Raw genomic sequence first — 23,062 nt, 5'->3', positions numbered from 1 at the left:
GGATTCAATCTGGCCGCGTAGACGAATCCGGCCGCTTTCGGGTCGTGAGTGTCGCTAACGGTGCCAGCAGCGCCGCTGACACTTGTGCAGTTCCCCACTCATCCCCCGGCCGGATTCCTCACGTCTTCACTGGGCATGTTAACCGGGGACGCCCGCTTAGTCCTGTCGAACGGCCAGCTTCGCCCGTCGGGCTCGGCGATGAGGCGACCAAACCGCTTCTCAAGCAAGATGGGCGACATGACGGAGCTCGCGCCCTCGCTGGTCGAACTCGCCCGCCGCTTCGGCATCGCCACCGAGTACGACGACTGGACCGGCCGGCGCGTGCTCGTCGGAGAGCACACGCTGGTGGCGGTGCTCGCCGCGCTCGGCGTCGCCGCCGGCACCGAACAGGACCGCAACGCCGCCCTGACCGCGCAGCGGCGGTCGCATTGGGAGCGCCGGATGCCCGCGACCATCGTCGGGCGCACGGGTGAGCAGATCCGGTTCTGGGTGCACGTGACGCACGGCGATCCCGCCGAGGTGTGGCTGCAGCTCGAGGACGGCACGGTGCGCGGCGGGGTGGCGCAGGTCGACAACTTCACCCAGCCGTTCGAGCTGGACGGGCGCTGGATCGGTGAGGCCAGCTTCGTCCTGCCGGCTCACCTGCCGCTGGGCTACCACCGCGTCCACCTGCGCTCCGGGGACTCCGAGACGAGCACCGCGCTGATCGTCACGCCGGACTGGCTCGGCCTGCCGGAGCGGCTGGGCGCCCGCCGCGCCTGGGGTCTGGCCGCGCAGCTCTACAGCGTGCGGTCGCGGCATTCGTGGGGCGTCGGCGACCTCACCGACCTCAGCGACCTCGCGGTGTGGTCGGCGTCGCGCCACGGCGCCGACTACGTCCTGGTCAATCCCCTGCACGCCGCGGCGCCGTCCAGCCCGATGGAGCCGTCGCCGTACCTGCCCACGTCGCGCCGCTTCTTCAGCCCGCTCTACCTGCGCGTCGAGGCGATCCCCGAATACGCCGACCTGACCAAGCGGGGCCGGCTGCGCCGGCTGCGGTCGGACGTGCAACAGCGGGCGGGCCAACTCGACGCCATCGACCGCGATGGCGCCTGGGCGGCCAAGCGGGCCGCGCTGCGGCTGCTGCACCGGGAGCCGCGTTCGGCGGGCCGTGAGCTGGCCTACGCCGCGTTCCGCGACCGGGAGGGAGCCCCGCTCGACGACTTCGCCGTCTATTGCGCGCTGGCCGAGGAATACGGCGACGACTGGCATCGGTGGCCCGAGTCGCTGCAGCACCCGGGCGCCGCCGGCGTCGCGGGGTTCGCCGAACGGAATTCGGACGCCGTCGATTTCCACCGCTGGCTGCAGTGGCAACTCGACGAACAACTCGCCTCGGCGCAGTCCCAGGCAGTCCGGGCCGGGATGGCGTTGGGCGTCATGCACGACCTGGCCGTCGGGGTGCACCCCAACGGCGCCGACACCTGGGCCCTGCAGGACGTGATGGCGCTGGGCGTGACGGCCGGCGCGCCGCCCGACGAGTTCAACCAGCTCGGCCAGGACTGGTCGCAGCCGCCCTGGCGTCCGGACCGGCTGGACGAGCAGGAATACCACCCCTTTCGGGCGCTGATCCGGGCGGTGCTGCGGCACGCCGGCGGCGTCCGCATCGACCACATCATCGGGTTGTTCCGGCTGTGGTGGATCCCGCGGGGCGCACCGCCGACCGAGGGCACCTACGTGCGCTACGACCACGAAGCGATGATCGGCATCGTCGCCCTGGAAGCCCACCGGGCCGGGGCGCTCGTCGTCGGCGAAGACCTCGGCACCGTCGAACCGTGGGTGCGCGACTACCTCTTATTACGCGGCGTGCTGGGCACCTCGATCCTGTGGTTCGAGTTGGATCGCGATGGAACCGGCGGCCCGCTGCCGGCCGAGCGCTGGCGCGAGTACTGCCTGTCGTCGGTCACCACCCACGATCTGCCGCCGACGGCCGGTTACCTGGCCGGCGACCACGTCCGGCTGCGGGAGTCGCTGGGGTTGCTGACCCGCCCGGCGGAGATCGAGCTCGAATCCGACCGGGCCGAGCTGGCGGCCTGGCTGGCCGAGCTGCGCCGGGTCGGCCTGCTGGACGGCGGCCCAGACGTTCCAAACGACCCGGAGCAGGTGGTTCTCGCCCTGTACCGGTACCTGGGCCGGACACCGTCGCGGCTGTTGGGGGTGGCGCTGACCGACGCGGTCGGCGACCGGCGGACCCAGAACCAGCCGGGCACCACCGACGAATACCCCAACTGGCGGGTCCCGCTGACCGGCCCCGACGGCCGAGGCGTGCTGCTCGAGGACGTATTCACCGATCGCCGGGCGGCCGCGCTGGCCGAGGCCGTCCGCACGGCGATCGCGCCGCCGGAATAGCACCACCTGTTAACTTCTGGTGCCATGACGGCTTCGCTGAAATTCGGGGTTCTGGCGCCGGTCGCCGAGGGTGTCACCGCGAACCCGGAGTGGATGGCGAGCTTCGCGACGCACCTGGAGCGGTGCGGGTTCGAATCGATCGTGGTCGTCGAGCACACCGTGCTGGCCACCCGCTACGAAAGCGTCTACCCGTACGACAGCTCGGGGCGGGTCGGGCTGACCGCCGACTGCCCCATTCCCGACCCGCTCGACCTGCTGGCGTTCCTGGCCGGGCACACCAGTCGGCTGCGGCTGGCCACCGGGGTGCTGGTGCTGCCCAACCACCATCCGGTGATGCTGGCCAAACGGGCGGCGACGGTCGACGCGCTCTCGGGCGGACGGCTGCGGCTGTGCGTGGGGGTGGGCTGGCTCCGGGAAGAGGTCGAGGCGTGCGGCGCGGAATTCGACAGCCGGGGCCGGCGGGCCGACGAGCAGCTGGCCGTGTTGCGGGCGCTGTGGGCCGACACGCCGCAGGGGGTGTCGCACCACGGCGAGTTCTTCGAGTTCGACGACGTCACGTGCTATCCCAAACCCGTTGCCGGCGAACGGCTTCCGATCTACATCGGCGGGCACAGCAAAGCGGCGGCCCGCCGGGCCGGGCGGTTGGGCGACGGACTGCAGCCGCTCGGGGTGGCCGGCCCGGAACTCGCGTCGCTGATCGCGCTGATGCGCGACGAGGCGTCGGCGGCGGGCCGCGACCCGGCGGCGCTGGAAGTATCGCTGGGCCATGCGGTCACCAAGATCGACGCCGAGCGCGCGGGCGGGCTCGTCGAGCAGGGGGCCGACCGGATCGTGCTCTCGATGCCGCCGACCGCCGACATCGAGGAGGCCAAGGACGCCCTGTCGGCGTGCGCCCAGCGGCTGTCGTTGAGCTCGTGACCCTCTCCGCGAGCGACCGCGCGGCCCTCAGCGACTTGGTGCACCGGTACGCGGCCTACGTCGATGACCGTCAATTCGACTCCACCACAACGCTTTTCACCGAGACGGCCGAGTTGCGGGTGCCCGAGCCGCCGGACGCGCTGGAGCCCGTCCACGCCCACCGGGGCCATCAGGCCATCGCCGCCGCCGTGGCCGCCGTCGCCGCCGTCACCCGCACCGAACACGCCATCGTCGGCGAGGTCTATGACGAGGGCTCCAGGAGCGGCACCGCCGCCGGGCGCGTCGCGTGCGTCGCGCACCATTGGAGCCCACGCGGGGACGAGGTCGTCGACGTGGTCTGGCACCTGCGCTACGACGACGAGTACTGGCTGACCGACGCGGGCTGGAGGATCAGCCGCCGGGCCCTGACCGTCAACGCGATCGAGACCCGGCCGGCCCGCCGATTGCGGCCGCGCGACCCCGCCTAGCGCGCGCCTATTGCCCTGTGGCCGTTAGCTGGGGCAGACCTGCTTGACCCAGCCGTCGAGGGCTTTGTTGTTCTTCGTGTAGTCCGGGTCGTCGAAGTGTGCGCCGCCCGTCGTGACGAAGTGTTCGATCGCGTCCTTGACGGAAGCCGGCGGGTTGTATCGCTCCAAGGTGTCGGCGGCCTTTCGCGCGGCATCTTTGTCCGACGCGGCGAGCAGATCGACGTTCGCCCCGGTGACGTCGACGCATTGGCTCGAATCCAGGGTCGCGCTGACGGGTGCGGTTGCGGAGGTGGTATCGCTCGAAGCAGCGGGCGTCGACGTGGTAGCTGCCGACGTCGTGGACGCGCTCGCGGACGGGCTGGGCCCCGAAGTTGTCGTTTTGCTGCTCGAGCAGCCCGTCATTAATGCCGCGGCGACAACGAGGGCCATAAACAACCACCGTCGGGTCATGTAAACCTCCAACTGGATTTGTATTTTCTATCCGCACGCGAGATTCCACCTTCGCCCGCGTGCGACAGGACGCCGTACGATAACCCGCCAATGGCGAGGCTGTTCGCAATTCGCGCTTTCATTCATTTTGCTGACCTGCGCCGAACCGGCGAATTCAACCGCCGAACGCCCAGCCGGACCGGGCTGCCGCGCGAGCCGCGCGGTCGCGGCCGTCCAGAAGGTTATGCCCAAACTCACAGCGACCGCCAAGGATCCGAGTCTGCGGTACAAATTGAGCGATTTGTTCAGCAGTTGCGGCTACCTGCATTCATGACAAGGTGGATTTTGGCCCCAGGCAACTATTGCCGACTACCGCAGAACCCGTGGCGGAGCCCAGCCGCCTGAACGAGTCCAATTAATCCAAGTGCATTCGGGTAAATTCGGCCCCGTGACGAACACCGAACATCGGGGGCGGGCAGCGCACGACGGCCCAGTATCGACACTCGCGGCGGGCACGCCGCTGACGTCAATCCCCGACTACCGCAACGAAATACACACCGCCGAGGACACCATCGACGTCGAGGCGTATGGCGGCGGCTTCGACCTCACCCGTCGGGCGACGGCCCCGAAGCTGCGCGTCGGGCGCGACAAGTGGTTCAACCTGCTCTGGCTGATCCCGATCGGCTTCGCCCTGCTGGTCGTGGGCGTGGCGATCGGCAAGGGCCTGCACAACATGCCGGCGGTGCAGTCGTTCATCCAGCGTTACCCGGGAACCGACGCTCACACCGGTGTCAGCCCCGGCCTGCCCGCCTGGATCGGGTGGACGCACTTTTTCAACTTGTTCATGATGATGTTCATCATCCGGACGGGCATCCAGATCCTGTGTGACCACCCCCGGCTCTACTTCAGCCGCAACGCGACACCGGGCAAGGACGAGTGGCTGCGGGTGGGGCCGCCGGTGCCCGACGACGAGCTGTGGACCGCCAACGCCGATACCGTCGCGCTGCCACCGCAACTCGGGTTGCCCGGTTTTCGGCACTCGATCGGGCTGGCCCGGTGGTGGCACCTCGGCATCGACGTGCTGTGGCTCGTCAACGGGTTGGTCTTCTACGTGCTGTTGTTCGCCACCGGCCAGTGGCGCCACATCGTGCCCACCAGCTGGGACGTGTTCGGAAACGCCGCGTCCGTTGCGGTGCAGTACCTCTCGCTGGACTGGCCCAAGGACAACGGCTGGGTCGCCTACAACGGCCTGCAGCTGCTGGCGTACTTCACCACGGTCTTCATCGCCGCGCCGGCGGCGCTGATCACCGGCCTGGGCATGTCACCCGCGCTGTCGCAGCGCGTGCACTGGCTCAGCAAGCGGCTGAGCATCCAGCACGCGCGGTCGCTGCATTTCGTGGTGCTGGTGTACTTCTTGTTCTTCATCCTGGTGCACGTGACCATGGTCCTGACCACCGGCGCGCTGCGGAACCTCAACCACATGTTCGCCTCGCGCGACGACGACAGCTGGGTGGGTTTCTGGATCTTCGCCGCGGCAATGGTCGTAACGGCCGTCGCGTGGGTGTGGGCCACCCCCTTCACGATTCGCCATCCCCGGGTGATCCAGCGGGTCGGCTATGCGCTCGTCGGGCCCTTCCAGCGCGCGCTCGAACAGCTCGACCCCAAGCCCGGTGCGTTCACCGAGAAGGACATCTCACCGCATCACTGGCGCAACGGCCGCCTACCCGAGACGGTCGAGTACAAAGAGTTGGAGACCAACGACTTTCGCGATTGGCGGCTGAAGGTCTACGGCCTGGTCGAGCACCCGATGGAATTCTCGCTCGACGACCTCAAGGCGCTGCCCTACCACGAGCAGATCAGCCAGCACTTCTGCATCCAGGCGTGGTCCGGCGTGGCCAAATGGGGTGGCGTGCAGATGAAGGCGATCATGGACATCGTCAAGCCGCTGCCCGAGGCCAAATGGGCGGTGTTCTATTCGATGGGCCTGGGCGCCACCGGCGGCATTTACTACAACGCCCACCACATCGGCCAGATGGACCACCACATGACGATGCTGGCCTACAACATGAACGACCAGCCACTCCCCTACCTGCACGGCAAGCCGCTGCGGCTGCGCAACGAGCTGCAGCACGGCTTCAAGCTGGTGAAGTGGATCAAAGGGATCGAGTTCGTCGCCGACTACCGCGACATCGGCAGCGGGTACGGCGGCTACAGCGAGGACCACAAGTACTTCGGGCGGCACCAGACGCTGTAGCGGCGTCGCCGGCCAAAGTCGTTTCCTCGGAGGCCGTTTCGGGTAGCCGCTGACAAGCGGTGTAACCAACGCGGCATCCGAGGAGGCACCATGGTACGACGCCCCCGGGAGCGCTGGGCCGGCCTCGCCGTCGTCGCGGCGGCCGCCGTGTCGTTTCCGGTGTGCGTAATCAATTTCGCGCTCGGGCAGGCCCGCGCGGGCGTCGCCGCCGCGATCGTCGGCCTACTGGCCTTCGGCGCCGGCCTGGCGTGGCTTGCCATGGACCGCAGGCGAATCCGCGACGCCGAACGCGGATGGCACACCGATAAGCCGCCGCGGTGACTACTGCAGGGACGCCAGGTTGTTGACCGAATTCCGGATGTCGGAGCGCAGCACCCTGGCGACCAGCCCGCCGACCGGGCCGCTGAGCACGCCACCCTTCAGGTCCGCCGTGAGGTGAAACTTCGATCCGGGATCGTCGTCGGAAATGGTCACCCCGACCCCGATCCGGATGCCCCCACGGCCCCGGCCTTGCAGCTCAATGGCTTTCGGCGCGTCGTAGCAGGTGACTTGCCAGTGGATGATGTTGCGGAAGCCCTTGACCTTGATGCACGACGAGACGCAGGTGCCCTTCTCGATCGTGTCCGGGACCGGCCCGCGCCAGCCACCGAAAATCGTCAGCCACTCGTCGAAGCGGCGCAGGTCGGACGCCAGCTTCCAGGCGGTTTCCGCCGGCACCTCCGACGCCATCGAAACATCTACTCGCGCCAAGGGTTCTCACTCCTGAAAAAGACGGTAACGGGCGTTGCCTCCGCATACCCGTCGGTCCCGAAGGGATAAACCCGACGCGCGGGCTAGGGCCAGGCCTCCGCCAGCTGATGGGCCACATCGATGACTTGCGCGGCCTGCGACTGCGGCGTGTCGATCTCCTCGGCGACGTACGCCGCGACGAAACGGCGGATCTCGCCGTCGACGCCCGCCAGGATGCGCAGCACCTCGCCGCGGAAGGACTTCGACGACACGTTGACGGTGATGTCGGACGGGCGAGGCTTTGCGACGTCGACGATCAGCAGCAGGGGCTCGGCGGCCCGCGCTGTGGCGCGCAGCGCGATGTCTCCGGAGACCACGAAGCGCTGCTTGTCCAGGCGCAGGTCCAGCAGCAGATCGATCGACAACGGGATGTGGATGACGAACGTGATGTCGTCGCCCAGGCGGCGGGTCACCTTGGGATCGTGGATCTTGACGTTGGCGCTGACCTTGGCGATCCCGCCGGGGCCCTGGGCGATGGGCTCCATGGCGAACTCGTTGCCCGCGATGTCCGCGAACGCGGCGGCGACACGCTCGGGGGTGACTGCGACCTCGAAGAACCTGCGGCCGAACTCTTCGTAGGTGACATAATCGTGATTTGGCATAGGCTTATACCGTCTCACGTCCCCTGCCGGAACGGTCGCTGATCGGCTCGCGTCGCAGCAATTTCGCACCAGAGGCGGCCCCGGATCAGGCTGGGCGGACCCGATGGGTATCACGAGGATGTGACCCGCACCCACCCCCGTTGCGCTGTGAACATCACCACACGCGTGGCGGCTCGATTCGGTGCGTCGGCCGCCGGCCTGGGAGGCTTGACGAACTTGGAGGTGTTTGGAACCGATGTGCGCCCAGCAAGCCACTGAGTCGCGCTCGTTCACGTCGCGGATCCAGGGTCCGCTGACCTGGCTCGGCGGCGGGCACCGGCGTGAGCCCGGTGAGCGGCACGAGCGGGTGACGCAGGCCGACGAAGCGCTCGCCGGCGCGGTCGTGTTGCTCGGGGCCGCGCTGGCCTGGCTGGTCGCGGGCCTGGCGGTGCGCGAGTCCACCCGCTGGCCAACGCCCGCCGTGGTGGCGCTGACGCTCCTGTTCGGCCTGCTGGTGGGCGCGGTGACCCGCGGCACCGCCGCCGGGGCCGGCCGCCGCTGGCCCGGCGTCGCCGCTCGCGCGGCCGTAGCGGTCGCCGTCGGGGCAGTCGTCGGCGAGCTGGCCTCGCTCGTCATCTTCGCGAGTTCGATCGACCACCGTCTCGACGAACGCGCCCTGCGCGACGCCGACTCGACGCCCGCCGTCGCGCAGGCGTCGGCATCGCTGCAACAGGCCAAGGACGCGCGGGGCGCGCTCGATGTCGCCGTCGCGCAGGCCCGCGAGCGTCAGGACCAGGCGCTGGTGGTGGCGCGCTGCGAGTACAACCCGTCGCCGCCCTGCCCGCAGACCCGGATCACCGGCGTTCCCGGGGCCGGGCCCGAAACCCGAACCGCAAACGAGCTTCTCGCCGACGCGCAGCGCCAACTGGACGGCGCGTTGGCGGCCCGTGACCGCCAGGCCCCCGAACTGGACGCCCGCATCTCCCGCGAGGAGCAGGCCGTGGCCCGGGCGCGCCAAGAGGTGGCCGCCGACGCCGGCCGGGGGCTGGGCGCGCGCTGGGTCGCCATGAACGACCTCACGCTCGCCGGCGCGGGGGCATTAGCGCTGCGGCTGGCGGCGATCGCGTTTTTCGCGCTGTTGTGCGTGCTTCCGCTGATCCTGCGGCTCTGGCGGGGCGAGACGACGCACGACCGCCACACGACCGCGCGAGCCGACCGCGAGCGCGCCGAACTCGAGGCCGAAACCGCCATCGCGATCAAGCGGGCGCAGGTCCGCCGCGAGGCCGAAATCATGTGGGCCGAACACCAACTCACGCAGGCCCGGCTCGCCATCGATGCCCAGACCGAGATCGACCGCGAACAGCAGCGCCGGCGGGTGCTGGACGCCCTCGATGCGCCGGTGCGCGCGTCGTCGGAACGCACGTTCGAGCCGGTGGCCGACGACATGTACCTGCCGATCGCGGCGGAGGCCGAGGCGGCCAGTCGGGCGATCGCCCCGCTGCCCGCCGACCCACAGGACGTCGAGGTCCGGGTGACGCCCGCAAGCCCCGCGAACCTGCCCGCACCGATCGAGCCGGGCGGCGAGGTCGAACCGCACGATGAGCGGGCGGCGCCGCTGATCCCGTCGCTCCCCGACGCCACCAGGGCCGCGGCCCGCTGGATTCGCCCGCTGGTCCCGCCGTTCGTCGCCCGGGTCATCGACAACACGACCCAGCCGCTGCGCACCGCGCGTCACGTCTTCGAGGAAGTCGAGGAGATCACGTTCGCGCTCAAGCGGACCCGGAAGGTGACACTCGACTCGGAAAGCACCGACACCGGCGGGCAGGCGCCGCCGCGGCCCGCGTCCGACGAAGCACCGTCCGCCGCCGGCCGGATGCGGGTGGGCGGCCACGAGCGGCGCTCGCTGCGCGGGATCGACGCCAACGACGACGACGGCCTGGCGCTGGCGGGCCGCGACCGCGAGTCCGAGCTGACGCGGCGGGACGGACCGAGCGAGCTGCGTGCACCGGAAGGCCCGCGGCAGCTACCACCCGGCAAGTGATCGCGGCGCCATCGGATTTCATCCGGTGGCCAGCCGCCGTTAAAGTCCCGTTGGCCGCAACGGATGCACGGTTTTCCCGGCTTTGCCAGAATCTCGGAACTATGAAACCTGTACTGCTGCTGGCCAGTGCCGCCCTGGTGATCGGTACCGCCGCCCCGGCCTACGCCGACCCGGACGCCAAGGATCAAACCTTCCTCAACGCGCTTACCCAAGCGGGGCTGACGTACCTGAACGCCGATCGCGCGATCACCGCCGGCAAGCAGGTGTGCAAGTCGGCCGACGACGGCATGACGGGCGAGGAGATCGTCAAGAACCTGCAGGAGAAAAACCCCGGGTTCCAGGGCCCCGGCGCCGCCAAGTTCGCGGCGATCGCGGCCTCGGCGTACTGCCCCGAGAAGCTGACCCAGACCGAGGAAGGCCCATCGCCGAAGCCCGCCGGCGCTTAGGTTTCCGCGGTTTGCGCGGTTTCCGCCCACGGGGGCGGATGGCGGCGGCGCGGGTGCGCGGCCGCCGTGCCTGATCCGCGCGAAGGTATGATCCTCCCGATAGCGGCGGGGGGAAGGATCTCGTGGATCTCGAGGCGGCGGAGATGGCAGGGCAGGGTCTCGCGGTGACAACCGCCACGGCGATCGCGGCCCGGGCGTGAAGATCAGCCTGTTCCTCGCGGACGCGGCGCAGGCCGACGTCGCATCCGGAAAGGTCCATGCCCTCGGCCTCGGCTGGCGGCAGTGCCAAACACCCACTCCCCCTTTCGCTTTGGTGCTTTTCCTGGACATCGACTGGGACGAGACCAACAAACCGCACAAGCTGACGTGTCAATTGCTGACCACCGACGGCGAGCCGGTGGTGGTGATGGGCACCCAAGGGCCACAACGGATCTCTTTCGAGGCGTCGGCGGAGGCCGGTCGTCCCCCCGGGGCGATCCACGGCACCTCGGTTCGCATGCCGCTCACGCTCAACATCCCGGCGGGAATTCCCCTGGAGCCCGGGCTTTACGAGTGGCGGGTGGAGGTGGAGGGCTTCGAGCAGGCCACCACCGTCGAGGCGTTCGTCGTGGTCGGCGCGCCGCACCCGCAGGCCTCGCCGCAAGCCTGATATCTCTCGTCGCGAGAGCGCAACTGGCGACGCCGCGCCCTAGTCGTCGCCGAAGGCGCCGTGCAGCTCGGGCAGAAAGCCCGCCAGGTGGTTCATCTCCTGCGCGCAGTGCACCAGCAGGTTGCGGGCGGTCGCCTCCGACGTGCCCAGCACCCGCGACGCGATCGGGCGGACCGCCCGCGACGCGACGCCGGGCGCGTTGCGCACGGCGATGTGCGGTCCGCCCATCCAGAACCGCGACCGCATCTCGGCGCCGGTTGGCGTCGAGCGGATGTGATGGATGAACCAACCCGCATCGACCGGCGCGTCGCCCGACCCCAGCCGAGCGCAGATCGACACCGCGTCCGCGCTGTCGGGCGGACAGCCCAGGGCCTCCGGCTCGACGAATTGAATTGCGCCGTTGAGCAACGTCGAGCCGATGTACTCGCTGATCATCGACCAGCGGCCGATGTATCGCCGGTCGTCCTGGCCGTCCTTCCAGGCGGCGGACAGGTGCGCGCGCGGGTGCCACAGCTTGTAGCGGCGGGTGTCGCAACCGTGCCAGGAGAACCACCAGGCCCACATCGCGGGGGTGACCCCGGGCATGTCGGTGCGCACCGACACCTGCAGGCTGCCGTCCTCGAGGAGTCCGTAGCCGTTCTCGGTCCGCTGGTACCCGTCCTCGGCGACGGTGGCGGCGTCGTCGAACGCCAGCAACGCCATCCCGCCTTGCGGACCGTGCTGTAGCGCCTCCACCACATGCGTTGGCAACGAGGCCATTTCGGGCTTGAAGAACTTGCCGAACGGGGTGTTCGCGTCGTCGTCGCGGTAACCCAGATACTTCTCGCCGGCCATCAGAGCCGTCCCATCCAGCTGTTGAACAGGCCGTCGGGGTCATAGGTGGCGCGCGCCTTGTCGAGGCGCGCCATGGCCTCGTCGGTGGCGAACTTCGCCGGCCGGTTGCCGAGATTCTCGTCGGCGAGCTGGATTCCCGTGGCCAGGTGCGACATCGCGGCCATGTTGGATCCGGCCCAGTCGCCGTACTTCTCGTCGTCGGCGGCGTCCTTCCACGAGCCGTAGAGCGCCAGGTAGATCTCGTCCTCCACGCTGTAGGCCATGTCCTGGCGCGGCGGGGACGGTCCCCAGTTCAGCCACAGGAAGTGCGACGGGGCCGGCGGCATGGTTTGCAGGATCGTCCGGATGCCCGGCAGCAGCTCGTCGGCGGACGCCGAGGTCCACATGTTGTCGGCCGTGTACCGGTGGTCGTTCAGGTAGTGGGTCATCACGGCGGTGTACCAGGTGGGCAGGTCGCTTGGCATGTACGGCACCGCCACCAGCGCCTTGTCCACCACGGGGCAGCTGCCGAAGATGGCGAGCGCCCGTTGCGCTTCCTCCTCCGAGTCGGCGAACGCGGGGGACGCGAACGCGATCGCGGGGCTGTCGATGCCCATCTCCGGGAGGCTGCGCGTGGCGATGGCCTGCATCTCCACCCGGCGGTCCACCTCGGCGCTGATGCTGCGGGCCCAGCTGTAGACCTCGTCGGCGACGTCCCACGGATAGACGTAGACGCTGGTGCCGCAGACGGCCGGGCGCGGATACAGCTTGAGGTAGAACGACGTGACGACGCCGAAAAAGCCGGGGCCCGCCCCGCGGGCGGCCCAGTAAAGATCGACGTGATTGTCTGCGTCGCAATGGATCTGTTCGCCATCGGCGGTGATGACGTCCAGGCCGACGACGCTCTCGCACGCCGGGCCGTAGATGCGGCTGTTCCAGCCGTATCCGCCCTGCAGCAGGTAACCCCCGAGGCAGACGCCCTTGCAATGGCCGCCGGGAAAGAACAGTCCCTGCTCCTCCAGTTCGGCCATGAGCAGGCTGCCGCCCTTGCCCGGACCGACGACGGCAAGGCCCTTTTCGGCGTCGACCGTGACGTGATCGAGGCGGCTCACGTCGAGCAGCACGGCGCCGTCGCGCAGGTGGCTGGCGGCGAAGCTGTGCCCGCCCGAGATGATGCTGACCTGGTGCCCGTTGGCCTTGGCGTAGCGGAGGCCGGCGGTGATGTCCCCGGCGTCGACCGCCTGCACGATCACCTCGGGGTAGCGCTCGGGCACCCGTTGGTGCCACACCGTGCCGCGCCGGGCGGCCTCATACCCGTCGTCGCCCCGGAAAAAGTGCCGCCCGGCTGGTAGCCCGCCCATCTGGGAACTCCTTTGATCCGCATTGTGGGTCATTGTGATCCGCGATGCGGAACACTATAGTGGACGAATGTCGATAACGGGCGTCTAAGGGGAAAATTTTGCCGACCGGTCGCGACGAGGGCATCCAGGTCCTGCGCCGGGCCGCCGCCGCGCTGGACGAGATCGCCGCGGAGCCCGGACGGCTGCGCCTGGTCGACCTCGGCGAGCGGCTTGGGCTGGCCAAATCGACGGCTCGCCGGCTGCTCGTCGGCCTGGTCGAGGTGGGGCTGGCCAACGTCGACGCCCAGGGGCGCTTTTCGCTCGGCGAGCGCCTGCTGGGTTTCGGCGGCGCCGACGGGGAACAGATCGCGACGATCTTCCGCCCGACGATCGAACGGGTGGCGCGGGCAACCGACGGCGAAACCGTCGACCTGTCGATACTGCGGGGCCAGCGGATGTGGTTCGTCGACCAGATCGAATCGCCGCACCGGCTGCGCGCGGTCTCGGCCGTCGGCGTCCGGTTCCCGCTGGAATCGACCGCCAACGGAAAGGCGGCGCTGGCGGCGCTGGACGAGGCCGGGGCCGAGGCCGTCATCGCTCGCCTACGCCCCGCGGCGGCCCAGGTGCTGCGCGACGAGATCGCCGAGATCAGGCGCACCGGAATCGCTTTCGACCGCGACGAGCACACCCCGGGTATCTCGGCGGCCGCCATCGCACGGCGCACCGCCGGCGACAACGTGGTCGCGATCTCGGTGCCGGCTCCCACCGAACGCTTTCGCGAAAAGGAGCAGCACATCCTGGCGGCGTTGCGCGCGGCGGCCGACTCGTCGGCCTGGACGCGCTGAGGATTACGGGAACGGCTGGTTGGCGACGGCCGTGGTACCCCCCAGGACCCCGGCCGGCGCCAAGTCCCTACCCCCCGCTCAGCAGCGCACCGCCGCCGGCGCGGTGAACAGGGCGCCCCATTCGCGACGGGCCGCGGACTGCGCGTCGGTGAAGCTCGGCGTCTTCTCGCCGTCACCCGCCAGGTGGACCAGCGCCCACGCCATGGCGAATACCGGAACCTTGTGACGCAATGCGGCACCGTGCAATTCGTCCAAAGCCACTTGCGAAGGGCATCGGCGAAGTCCGATCAAGATGCCCCGCGCGGTGTCGAGAATGCCGCCGGAGTTCGGGCCGTACGCCGTCATGCTGTCGATACCTCCTGTTGCGCCCGAACGGAATCCGCCACGCGCATGGCGGCAAAGAACCCGTGCGGTACGCGTCGTCGCGCCTTGTCCCCTAAAAGGCGCCCTATGCCATGATTTGTTGAGCGAAGGCCGTTGTGCCAGAGCACCGCTGGAATCGATACGCGCTTGTGACCGATCCGGGATCGCGCGAATCAGCCTGCGAGAGCCAGCACTTCGTCGAAACCGGCCACCAGGGCATCGTAGAAGACGTCGTAATCCGGTATGGCGGTGGTGTCGACGTCGATGCCCAAGGCGCACTTGTCGACGTAGGTGAGCAGTGTGACGTTGACCGCCGAGCCGATGGTGGGTCCGAAGGCGTACTGCGCGCGCACGGGTGCGCCGCCCAGGAACACCGGCACGGGCACCCCGGGCACGTCGCTGGCGACGAAATCGACGTGGCGCAGCACCGAGCCGATGTACCAGCGGGGCATCAGGTTGAGGACGCCGGCGATCCGCTGCGTGTAGGGGACGGACTTCTCGTCGCGCACCGCACCGGCGCGCTGGTGAATCTCCTGGATGCGCGCGGCCGGGTCGGCCTCACCCGCGGGAACGTCGAAGCGCATCAAGGTGATCCGGTTCCCGCCCATGTCGTCGGCCTTGGTTCGCAGGCTGATCGGCATCGACAGGTGCAGGTCGCCGATCGCGACGCCGTGCTTCTCGTGATACCGGCGTAGCCCACCGGCCACGCCCGAGACGAACGCGTCGTTGAGCGCACCACCGCAACGGTGCGCCGCCTCGCGCAGTTGGGGCATGGGCACCTCGTGCACCATGAGATGGCGGATCAGGCCGCGGTCGGTCACCAGTGGGGAGCCGGGGCGGCTGATCGGCCGCATCATCCGATAGACCGAGCCCGCCATGGCCGCGGCCGATCGGACCGTCGCGACGGGCCGGCGCACACCGTCGTAGACGAGCCGTGGCGCCGCTTTGGCCGCGCCGGCAACGGCATTCGCCACCAGGCCGGCGTCGTAGCGCCAGGTGTCGCGGTAGCCGCTGACCCACGACGGTGTGGGCGCCGCCGGCTCGGGCGGCAGCGGCTCACGCTCATACAGGTCTTCGGAAAGGTTGAACAGGTTCATCGCGATCTGCACGCCGCCGATCCCGTCGGTGAGGGCATGGTGGAACTTGCAAATCATCGCCGCGCCACCGTTTTCCAGGCCGTCGATCAGCGTCGTCTCCCACAGCGCGCGGGCCCTGTCGAAGTCCTGCATCTCGGCCAACCGGGCCATCTCGAGCACGTCGTCGAGCGTGCCGGCCCCTGGCGCCACACCGCGCCGGACGTGGTAGTCGAGGTCGAAGTCGGGGGCGTACTCCCAGCGGGGCGGGGCCGGCGGCGGAGAGGGCACCACCCGTTGCCGAAACATCGGGAGTTTGCGGCTGATGAGGTCGAAGCGGTCGCGCACCTCGTCCCAGTCCGGCGACCGGTCCAGCAGTACGACGCTGACCACGGTCGATCGCAGCCGCGGGTCGGTTTCCATCGCCCACGTGAACGCGTCGCTGTTGCGTAAGAATGCAGTCATGGTGTGCTCCGCGCCTAAACCTACGACTCGGGGCGGCAAAGGTCAGCACATCATTGGCAGACAATGACTTTGGTCCCTCAACATCGGGACATTCGTCAGGGGCTCCCGCTATTCCCCCGCCTCCGCGTCGGCGAATTCGCAGAACGCCGTGTAAGCGCGCGCGCCGTAAATCGTGGCCGGGCCGCCGTGCATCAGGATGGTCACGCCGATGGCCTCCGCGGCCTCCTCACGGGTGGCACCCGCACGGGCGGCGGCCTGGGCGTGCGAGGCGATACACCCGTCGCAGCCCTGGACGATCCCGATCGCCAACGCCATGAGCTCCTTGACCTTGCGGCTCAGCGCCCCGTCGGCCAGGGCGGCCCCGCTCAGGGCAGCGAACCCCTTGTACACCTCCGGGATTTGCTTGCGCAGCTCGCGGTGCTGAGGCAACAGCTCCTGCAGGACCTCGTGGTGATGCTGATGGTCTGACATGTCGGCCTACTCGGCGCTCACCGGCGAACCACTCTTGAGTGACTCGATCGCCGCGCGCAGCCGGTCCCCAACCTCTTCGGCGACCGGACGCAGCTCCGGCTCACCGGTGACCTCCACCAGTAGCCCCGGATTCATCGCCTCGACGAGCACCGTGCCGGCATCCTCCGGGTCGGCGCGCACGACGACGTTGCACGGCAGCAGCAGGCCGATCTGGCGATTGGCCTGCACGGCGCGATGCGCCAGCGGCGGGTTGCAGGCGCCGAGGATCAGGTAGTCCTCCATGTCGTGGCCCAGTTTGGCCTTCATCGTGGCCTTCACGTCGATCTCGGTCAGCACGCCGAAGCCCTGTTCGGCGAGCGCCGCGCGGGTACGGGCGACCGCGTCCTCGAACGAGGTGTGCAGCGGCGTCGCAAGCGCGATGTCCATCATGACTCCTTTCAGTCGTGCCCCGGGGCGCTCAGGCGAGCGCCAGGAACAACTTCTCCAGCTCCGCCTCGCTGAGCGGCGCCCCACCGTCGGCGGCGCTCCCGGTGACGCATTCCCGCAACCCGGTCGCGACGATCTTGAACCCGGCGCGATCGAGCGCGCGCGAGACCGCCGCGAGCTGGGTGACGACGTCCTTGCAGTCGCGGCCCTGCTCGATCATCGAGATCACCCCGGCGAGTTGCCCCTGCGCGCGGCGCAGCCGGTTGAGCACCGCGGCGATGCTGTCCTGATCACCAATCATTTTGAATCCTCCGTCTCCCCGTACTCCCGAACGCTACCCACAGGGTACCCATGGGGGTATCAATCGGCCTAACGAGGAATATACCCCATAGGGTATCAGTTGTCACCCCTAGACAACTCATGGACACCGAACCGGAAGGAATTCACGATGGCGACGACCGACCTCTCCTACGAGACTTTCGAGTCGACGATTCTCGACAACCCGCTTGTGCTGGTTGATTTTTGGGCCGGCTACTGCGGGCCCTGCCGGGCCTTCGCGCCCGTTTACGATCGATCGGCGCAATCGCACCCCGACGTCGTGCACGCGAAGGTCGACACCCAGGCGGAACTCGACCTGGCGGCCGCGCTGGGGATTCGTTCCGTGCCGACCATCATGGCGTTTCGCGACGGCGTTCTGGTCTATAGCCAGCCCGGCGCCATGCCGCCGGCCGCGCTCGAGGACCTCATCGCCCAGGTGAAATCGCTGGACATGGCCGCGGTGCGCGCCAAAATCGCAGTCCGCAAGGCCGCCGCGGCCGGGTGACAGGCGGGCCTTTAGAGGATGGCCCCGAGGTCCTTCGCCCTGGCGATGTCGTCCCAGTCGACGTCGAGTTCGAGCAGGATCTCTTCGGTGTGCTGGCCGTGTTCCGGGGCGCGGGCGGGCGATGGCGGGGTCTCGTCGAATTGAACGGGCGCCGCGACGATTCGGTATTTCTCCCCGTGGTCGTCGACGTTGGTCACGACGTACCCGTTGGGTTCTACCTGCGGGTCGTTGAGGGTCTCGCGCGGCGTCGCGAGCGCGCCCCACACCCCGGGTTCGTCCGCGAGCACCTTTTGCCAGTGCGCAAGGTCGTTGCGAGCGAACGTGTTCGCGAAGATCTCCGTCGCCGCGGCCGCGTTGGCTATCAGGTTGCTCGACGGCACAAACCGCTCGTCGGTGGCCAGCTCGCCGAGGCCCATGCGTTCGCAGAAGCCGGCCCAGAACTTGTCGGGCTGCAGGAAGACCAACTGAATCCACCTGCCGTCCCTGGTCTTGTAGCGGTTCACCAGCGGGTTGATGGCCAGCCCGGGCGGGGCGCCCGGGATGCCGTCGATGCCGAAGAAGTCGGCCGCCGAGATCGACGGCGCGATCGCCCACATCGCCTGCGCCAACAGTGAGGAATCCACGATCGTCGGCTCGCCGGTCCGCTCCCGGTGAAACAACGCGGCGCACACCCCGCCGGCCAGGGTCGCGCCCCCCTGCAGGTCGCCGAACCCCGGGCCCTGGACCGCCGGCGTGTCGGTGCCGAACGGCGTGAGCGTGTACGCCACCCCGCCGCGCGCCAAGTAGGTGGCCGCGTCGAAGCCCCCGCGATCCCGGTCCGGACCGCGGACCCCCAGCCCGGTACCCCGCGCGATGATGATCTTCGGGTTGAACCCGCGGATGTCCTCGACGGTGAGCCGGGCCCGCTCGAGCGCGCCGGGCAGCCAGTTCGTCAGGAAGACATCCGCGCTGGCCAGCAGACGGCCGAACAGGTCGCGGCCCACCTCGGACTTGATGTCGATGGCGATGCTCCGCTTGCCGCGATTGCCCAACTCCAGGATGAAGTCCGCGTCCGGGCGGGCCGCTTCGCGGGTGAAGCCACCGACCACGAGCGCGCGTCCGGGGTCCCCCGTGGCGACGCCCTCCACCTTGATCACGTCGGCGCCCCAGTCCGACAGGGCCGCCCCCGCCGACGGCACGTATGTCCACGACGCCAACTCGACCACTCGGACACCGCTCAGCACGCCGGACAAGGGCACCATCCGCCTTTCTTGCTATTTTAAGTATTCTAGCTACTCTAAGGGATATCGACAGCCCGGCTGCGGCCACGCGCGGTTTTCGTGGAAGAGATGCGAGGGGGCCGACCATTGGGCCGACCCCGCTCCGCGCTGCGGTGAGTGCGCGCCTTCCCAATTCTTTGACAGCGAATAGCTTTGGCCCCCAACGTGGGTCGCTGATTTAGGGCAAAGGGACGGGATATGGGCAGGGTGACGGGCAAGGTGGCCTTGATCAGCGGGGCCGCGCGGGGGCAGGGACGTTCGCACGCGCGGCTATTGGCCGCCGAGGGCGCCGACATCATCGCGGTGGACATCTGCGCGGACATCGAGACCAACGAGTACCCGCTGGCCCGGCCGGAGGATCTCGACGAGACGGCCCGGCTGGTCGAGAAGGAGGGGCAGCGCGCGTTCACGGCGATCGCGGACGTGCGCGACCGGGTGGCGCTTGCCACCGCGATCGACCAGGGCGTGGCCGAGTTCGGCCATCTCGACATCGTGGTGGCCAACGCCGGCATCTGCCCGCTCACCGCGGGCCTGCCGCCCCAGGCGTTCGCCGACGCCGTCGACGTCGACCTGCTCGGGGTGCTCAACCTGGTGCACTCGAGCCTCAAACACCTGCAGACCGGGGCGTCGATCATCGTGATCGGGTCCAACGCGGCGTTCATGTCGTCGTTGAACACCGGCGGCGGCGTGTCCGGTGGACCCGGAGGGGCCGGGTACGCCTTCGCGAAACTGGCTGCCGCGCATTACGTCCACGACTTTGCGTTGGCTCTCGCACCGTTCAGCATCCGGATGAACGCGGTGCACCCGACGAATGTCAACACCGACATGCTGCACAGCGCGCCGATGTACCGGGCGTTCCGGCCGGACCTGTCCGAGCCCAAGCGCGAGGACGCCGAACCCGTCTTCCCGGTGGTCCAGGCGATGCCCATCCCCTACGTCGAACCCGAGGACATCAGCGAGGCCGTGCTGTTCCTCGCCTCGGACGCCGCGCGCTACGTCACCGGCCAGCAGCTCCGCGTCGACGGCGGCGGCTTTCTCAAGGTCAAGCCGTGGTCGGGGACGTAAAACAGATGTCGCACAACCGAACTGGAGGGGCTTGGTGAGCGACGGTCGATCCGCAGCGGACATCGCGCGTCGCCTCTACGAACTCATGGTCCTGATGAAGGCGGCCGACGACCGCCTCTCCAAGGGCATCGGCACCGGCGAGTTCATGTGCGTGTACTGGCCGTCGCGCGGCCAGGAGGCCATCGCCGCCGCGATGGGCGTGTCGCTGCGGCCCGACGACCAGTTGGTGACGACCTACCGCGGGCTGCACGACCTGATCGGCAAGGGCGTCCCGCTCGAGGAGATCTACGGCGAGATGATGGGGCGCACCGTCGGCGCGAGCCGCGGCAAGGGCGGCACCATGCACATCGCCAACCCCGCCAGGGGCGTCATGCTCTCGACCGGGATCGTCGGCGCCGGGCCTCCGGTGGCGGTGGGGCTCGCAATGGCCGGCAAGCGCAAAGGCCTCGACCGCGTGACGGTGGTGAGCTTCGGCGACGGCGCCACGAACACCGGCTCGTTCCACGAGGCCGCCAACATGGCCGCGCTGTGGGACCTGCCGCTGGTGTTCGTGTGCCAGAACAATCTGTTCGCCGAGATGACGCCGACGTCGGACACCATGAAGCTCGAGCACGTCGCGCAGCGGGCGGACGGTTACGGCATGCCGGGGGTCCGCGTCGACGGCAACGATCCGCTGGCGGTGAAGTCGGCGCTCGACGAGGCGCTGCGGCGGGCGCGCGCCGGCGCGGGCCCCACGTTCATCGAGTGCGTGACGTTCCGCTTCCGCGGTCACTACTTCGGTGACCGGATGCCCTACATCCCCAAGGAGCAACTGGCCGCGGCCATCGCCGCCGACCCGGTGCCCCGGTTCCGCGACCACCTGGCGGACGCCGGCATCTGCGGCGCCGACGAGCTCGACCGCATCGACCAGGACGCGCTGGCCAGCGTGGAGGCCGCCCTGGCGACGGTGATGGGCGCGGAGCCCCCCTCGGTCGACGAACTCGACCGCGACGTGTACGCGACCCCGATCGGGTACCCGCTATGACGCAGGAACAAGAGATGACCATGCGCGAGGCGCTGAACCTCGCGCTAGACGAGGCGCTCGCGGCCGACGACCGGGTGTTCCTGCTCGGCGAGGACATCGCCGACCCCGGCGCCTCGGGACCGACGGCGGGGCTGTCGACGAAGTACGGCCACGAACGGGTCCTCGACACGCCCATTTCCGAGGCCGCCATCGTCGGTGCCGCGATCGGCGCGGCGATCGACGGCATGCTGCCGGTGGCCGAGATCATGATCATGGACTTCATCGGCATCGCGGCCGACCAGCTGATCAACAACGCCGCGAAACTGCGGTTCATGACGGCCGGGCGGACGACGGCGCCGATCACCATCCGCACCCAGGTCTACGCCGGGCTGGCCACCGGCGCCACGCACTCCCAGAGCCTGGAGGCCTGGTTCATGCACATCCCCGGCATGAAGGTGATCGTGCCGTCCACCCCGCGCGACGGGAAAGGCCTTCTCACGTCGGCGATCTTCGATCCGGACCCCTGCCTGTTCGTCGAGACGATCCGGCTGCAGGGCAAGAAGGGGCCCGTCCCCGTCAAACCCGGATTCTCGATCCCCCTCGGCCAGGCCGATGTCAAACGGCCCGGCACCGACGTGACGCTGATCGCCTACGGGCGCCCCGTGCACGACGCGCTCGCGGCGGCGGCCACGCTGGCGGAGCAGGGCGTCAGCGCCGAGGTCGTCGACCTGCGCACACTGGTGCCGCTCGACGTGGAGACGATCGTCGAATCCGCGCGCCGCACAGGGCGAGTCGTCGTGGTGCACGACGCGGTCCAATTCGCCGGCCCGGGCGCCGAGATCGCCGCCACCCTGCAATCGGAGTTGTTCGGGGAGCTGGCCGCGCCCATCGAGCGCGTCGCCGCCCGGTTCGTCCCCAACCCCGCCGCGGCGGCGCTGGAGGCGCAAGTGTACCCGTCGCCGGCGCGCATCGTAGCGGCCGCCCTGCGCACGCTCGAGAGAGCCAAAGTGCATGGCTGACTTCGTCATCCGGATTCCGCGCGTTTCGGTGGCCGTCTCGGAGGCCGAGCTCACGGGCCTTCTCGTCGACGCCGGCGAGCGCGTGGAGGAGGGCACCCCGATCTACGTCATCGCCACCGAGAAGGTGGAGCAGGAGATCGAGGCGGGCGCCTCGGGCATCGTGCAGTGGACCGGCCAGGTCGGGGCCACCTACGACATCGGCGCCGAAATCGGCGTCATCAGTTCCTAACGAAAGGTAAGGCCGCCAATGGATCTCAACGAGACCCGCGAGAGAATCATCTACGAAAAGGAAGGCCCGATCGCACGCGTCACGCTGAACTGGCCGGAGAAGGCCAACGCCCAGGACCAGAAGCTGTCCGAGGAGGTCGACGCCGCGCTGCTGGACGCCGACCGCGACTACGACATCAAGGTGCTGATCCTCAAGGCCAACGGCAAGGGCTTCTGCTCCGGACACGCGATCGGAAACAACTCCGTCGACTACCCGGCGATGGTCGAGGCCGCCCAGGTGATGGGCACCCCGTGGAAGCCGCAGACCGACCTGTTCGTCAAGCCGATCCTGAACCTGTGGGAGTTCTCCAAGCCGACCATCGCCGCGGTGCACGGCTACTGCGTCGGGGGCGGCACCCATTACGGGCTGACCACCGACATCGTCATCGCTGCCGAGGACGCGTACTTCTCCTATCCGCCGCTGCAGGGCTTCGGCATGCCGTCGGGCGAATGCTCCATCGAGCCATGGGTTTTCATGAACTGGCGGCGCGCGGCGTACTACCTGTATCTCGCCGAGGTCATCGACGCGAAGAAGGCGCTGGAGGTCGGCCTGGTCAACGAGGTCGTGCCGCGCGACCAACTCGAAGCGCGGGCCGACGCCATCGCCCGCCACATCGCCCAGGCGCCGATGACGACGCTGCTGGCGACCAAGGCCAACCTGAAGCGGGCCTGGGAGCTGATGGGCATGCGGGTGCACTGGCAGAGCTCCAACGACCTCGTCGCGCTGGCGGCGCTCAGCAAGGACGTGCAGCAACTGATCCAGACGGTGTTCAAGGACAAGGTGCTGCCGTCCGAGCAGGCCCGGCGCCAGGCCGCGGCGGCGGCCTCGGCCACCGACGGCGCGGCGACCACTTGAGCCGTCGCGAGGTCC

26 protein-coding genes are annotated in these 23,062 nt (G+C 69.1%); 15 read left to right on the top strand and 11 right to left on the bottom strand.

Going from position 1 to position 23,062, the window contains the following annotated elements; translation table 11 throughout:
- The first annotated feature begins 237 nt into the window (after nt 1-237).
- Genes malQ through AC5Y7V_RS12510 form a run of 3 tightly spaced genes read left to right on the top strand, consistent with a single transcriptional unit; the run spans nt 238 to nt 3,770 of the window.
- Complete coding sequence (gene malQ, locus AC5Y7V_RS12520) at nt 238-2,385, top strand: 4-alpha-glucanotransferase (RefSeq protein ID WP_499880357.1); 2,148 nt, start codon at nt 238-240, stop codon at nt 2,383-2,385.
- Between the two features lie 36 nt (nt 2,386-2,421).
- Entirely contained in the window at nt 2,422-3,303 is an 882-nt protein-coding gene (locus AC5Y7V_RS12515) for an LLM class F420-dependent oxidoreductase (protein WP_499880633.1), read from the top strand.
- A complete protein-coding gene (locus AC5Y7V_RS12510; protein ID WP_499880356.1) occupies nt 3,300-3,770 on the top strand; it encodes a nuclear transport factor 2 family protein in 471 nt (156 codons plus the stop codon). The genes AC5Y7V_RS12515 and AC5Y7V_RS12510 overlap by 4 nt, the downstream gene beginning before the upstream one ends.
- A 24-nt stretch (nt 3,771-3,794) precedes the next feature.
- Here the strand turns inward: AC5Y7V_RS12510 and AC5Y7V_RS12505 are convergent, their stop codons facing one another.
- Nucleotides 3,795-4,199, bottom strand: a complete 405-nt coding sequence (locus tag AC5Y7V_RS12505; protein ID WP_499880355.1) for a hypothetical protein — start codon at nt 4,197-4,199, stop codon at nt 3,795-3,797.
- A 520-nt stretch (nt 4,200-4,719) separates the two neighbouring features.
- On the opposite strand from AC5Y7V_RS12505, the gene AC5Y7V_RS12500 reads away from it, so the two are divergent.
- Nucleotides 4,720-6,453 (top strand): molybdopterin-dependent oxidoreductase, encoded by a 1,734-nt coding sequence (locus AC5Y7V_RS12500; RefSeq protein WP_499880632.1) that lies wholly within the window; start codon nt 4,720-4,722, stop codon nt 6,451-6,453.
- A gap of 90 nt (nt 6,454-6,543) precedes the next feature.
- On the top strand, nt 6,544-6,774 hold the full coding sequence (locus tag AC5Y7V_RS12495) for a LapA family protein (protein WP_499880354.1): 231 nt from the start codon (nt 6,544-6,546) through the stop codon (nt 6,772-6,774).
- Here the strand turns inward: AC5Y7V_RS12495 and AC5Y7V_RS12490 are convergent, their stop codons facing one another.
- On the bottom strand, nt 6,775-7,203 hold the full coding sequence (locus tag AC5Y7V_RS12490) for a type II toxin-antitoxin system Rv0910 family toxin (RefSeq protein ID WP_499880353.1): 429 nt from the start codon (nt 7,201-7,203) through the stop codon (nt 6,775-6,777).
- An 83-nt stretch (nt 7,204-7,286) separates the two neighbouring features.
- Nucleotides 7,287-7,844: a hypothetical protein gene (locus AC5Y7V_RS12485; RefSeq protein ID WP_499880352.1), complete on the bottom strand. Its 558-nt coding sequence runs from the start codon at nt 7,842-7,844 to the stop codon at nt 7,287-7,289.
- A 235-nt stretch (nt 7,845-8,079) separates the two neighbouring features.
- Between AC5Y7V_RS12485 and AC5Y7V_RS12480 the strand changes: the two genes are divergently transcribed.
- The 3 genes from AC5Y7V_RS12480 to AC5Y7V_RS12470 all read left to right on the top strand — a co-directional run bounded on the left by AC5Y7V_RS12480 (nt 8,080) and on the right by AC5Y7V_RS12470 (nt 10,959).
- Nucleotides 8,080-9,864 (top strand): DUF4407 domain-containing protein, encoded by a 1,785-nt coding sequence (locus tag AC5Y7V_RS12480; protein WP_499880351.1) that lies wholly within the window; start codon nt 8,080-8,082, stop codon nt 9,862-9,864.
- 101 nt (nt 9,865-9,965) lie between these two features.
- Nucleotides 9,966-10,310, top strand: coding sequence for a DUF732 domain-containing protein (locus AC5Y7V_RS12475; protein ID WP_499880350.1), 345 nt, complete (start codon nt 9,966-9,968; stop codon nt 10,308-10,310).
- 196 nt (nt 10,311-10,506) lie between these two features.
- Nucleotides 10,507-10,959: a DUF6941 family protein gene (locus AC5Y7V_RS12470; protein WP_499880349.1), complete on the top strand. Its 453-nt coding sequence runs from the start codon at nt 10,507-10,509 to the stop codon at nt 10,957-10,959.
- A gap of 39 nt (nt 10,960-10,998) precedes the next feature.
- On the opposite strand, the gene AC5Y7V_RS12465 is transcribed toward AC5Y7V_RS12470, so the two are convergent.
- Both AC5Y7V_RS12465 and AC5Y7V_RS12460 read right to left on the bottom strand, forming a co-directional pair.
- Nucleotides 10,999-11,793, bottom strand: coding sequence for a DAPG hydrolase family protein (locus AC5Y7V_RS12465; RefSeq protein WP_499880348.1), 795 nt, complete (start codon nt 11,791-11,793; stop codon nt 10,999-11,001).
- Nucleotides 11,793-13,133 (bottom strand): FAD-binding oxidoreductase, encoded by a 1,341-nt coding sequence (locus tag AC5Y7V_RS12460; RefSeq protein ID WP_499880347.1) that lies wholly within the window; start codon nt 13,131-13,133, stop codon nt 11,793-11,795. The genes AC5Y7V_RS12465 and AC5Y7V_RS12460 overlap by 1 nt, the downstream gene beginning before the upstream one ends.
- Before the next feature lie 95 nt (nt 13,134-13,228).
- On the opposite strand from AC5Y7V_RS12460, the gene AC5Y7V_RS12455 reads away from it, so the two are divergent.
- Complete coding sequence (locus AC5Y7V_RS12455; RefSeq protein ID WP_499880631.1) at nt 13,229-13,957, top strand: IclR family transcriptional regulator; 729 nt, start codon at nt 13,229-13,231, stop codon at nt 13,955-13,957.
- Between the two features lie 78 nt (nt 13,958-14,035).
- Here AC5Y7V_RS12455 and AC5Y7V_RS12450 read toward each other — a convergent pair whose 3' ends face one another.
- The 5 genes from AC5Y7V_RS12450 to AC5Y7V_RS12430 all read right to left on the bottom strand — a co-directional run bounded on the left by AC5Y7V_RS12450 (nt 14,036) and on the right by AC5Y7V_RS12430 (nt 17,056).
- Nucleotides 14,036-14,302 (bottom strand): ANTAR domain-containing protein, encoded by a 267-nt coding sequence (locus tag AC5Y7V_RS12450; RefSeq protein WP_499880346.1) that lies wholly within the window; start codon nt 14,300-14,302, stop codon nt 14,036-14,038.
- A gap of 191 nt (nt 14,303-14,493) precedes the next feature.
- Nucleotides 14,494-15,858, bottom strand: a complete 1,365-nt coding sequence (locus tag AC5Y7V_RS12445) for a wax ester/triacylglycerol synthase domain-containing protein (RefSeq protein ID WP_499880345.1) — start codon at nt 15,856-15,858, stop codon at nt 14,494-14,496.
- A gap of 108 nt (nt 15,859-15,966) precedes the next feature.
- On the bottom strand, nt 15,967-16,329 hold the full coding sequence (locus tag AC5Y7V_RS12440; protein WP_499880344.1) for a carboxymuconolactone decarboxylase family protein: 363 nt from the start codon (nt 16,327-16,329) through the stop codon (nt 15,967-15,969).
- A 6-nt stretch (nt 16,330-16,335) separates the two neighbouring features.
- Nucleotides 16,336-16,755 carry a DUF302 domain-containing protein gene (locus AC5Y7V_RS12435; protein WP_499880343.1) on the bottom strand — a complete coding sequence of 140 codons (420 nt, stop codon included), beginning with the start codon at nt 16,753-16,755 and terminating at the stop codon, nt 16,336-16,338.
- Between the two features lie 31 nt (nt 16,756-16,786).
- Nucleotides 16,787-17,056: a metal-sensitive transcriptional regulator gene (locus AC5Y7V_RS12430; protein WP_499880342.1), complete on the bottom strand. Its 270-nt coding sequence runs from the start codon at nt 17,054-17,056 to the stop codon at nt 16,787-16,789.
- A gap of 147 nt (nt 17,057-17,203) precedes the next feature.
- On the opposite strand from AC5Y7V_RS12430, the gene AC5Y7V_RS12425 reads away from it, so the two are divergent.
- A complete protein-coding gene (locus AC5Y7V_RS12425) occupies nt 17,204-17,578 on the top strand; it encodes a thioredoxin family protein (protein WP_499880341.1) in 375 nt (124 codons plus the stop codon).
- 11 nt (nt 17,579-17,589) lie between these two features.
- Here AC5Y7V_RS12425 and AC5Y7V_RS12420 read toward each other — a convergent pair whose 3' ends face one another.
- Complete coding sequence (locus AC5Y7V_RS12420) at nt 17,590-18,819, bottom strand: CaiB/BaiF CoA transferase family protein (RefSeq protein WP_499880340.1); 1,230 nt, start codon at nt 18,817-18,819, stop codon at nt 17,590-17,592.
- A gap of 216 nt (nt 18,820-19,035) precedes the next feature.
- On the opposite strand from AC5Y7V_RS12420, the gene AC5Y7V_RS12415 reads away from it, so the two are divergent.
- The 5 genes from AC5Y7V_RS12415 to AC5Y7V_RS12395 all read left to right on the top strand — a co-directional run bounded on the left by AC5Y7V_RS12415 (nt 19,036) and on the right by AC5Y7V_RS12395 (nt 23,047).
- Nucleotides 19,036-19,902, top strand: coding sequence for a mycofactocin-coupled SDR family oxidoreductase (locus AC5Y7V_RS12415; RefSeq protein ID WP_499880339.1), 867 nt, complete (start codon nt 19,036-19,038; stop codon nt 19,900-19,902).
- Between the two features lie 85 nt (nt 19,903-19,987).
- On the top strand, nt 19,988-20,926 hold the full coding sequence (locus AC5Y7V_RS12410) for a thiamine pyrophosphate-dependent dehydrogenase E1 component subunit alpha (protein ID WP_499880630.1): 939 nt from the start codon (nt 19,988-19,990) through the stop codon (nt 20,924-20,926).
- Nucleotides 20,923-21,924: an alpha-ketoacid dehydrogenase subunit beta gene (locus AC5Y7V_RS12405; RefSeq protein ID WP_499880338.1), complete on the top strand. Its 1,002-nt coding sequence runs from the start codon at nt 20,923-20,925 to the stop codon at nt 21,922-21,924. The genes AC5Y7V_RS12410 and AC5Y7V_RS12405 overlap by 4 nt, the downstream gene beginning before the upstream one ends.
- Entirely contained in the window at nt 21,917-22,153 is a 237-nt protein-coding gene (locus AC5Y7V_RS12400) for a lipoyl domain-containing protein (RefSeq protein WP_499880337.1), read from the top strand. The genes AC5Y7V_RS12405 and AC5Y7V_RS12400 overlap by 8 nt, the downstream gene beginning before the upstream one ends.
- Before the next feature lie 18 nt (nt 22,154-22,171).
- Nucleotides 22,172-23,047 carry an enoyl-CoA hydratase-related protein gene (locus AC5Y7V_RS12395; protein WP_499880336.1) on the top strand — a complete coding sequence of 292 codons (876 nt, stop codon included), beginning with the start codon at nt 22,172-22,174 and terminating at the stop codon, nt 23,045-23,047.
- The last annotated feature ends 15 nt before the right edge of the window (nt 23,048-23,062 follow it).

The organism is Mycobacterium sp. NGS34 (assembly GCF_059812845.1).
This window is presented reverse-complemented; position numbering and strand designations above follow the sequence as displayed.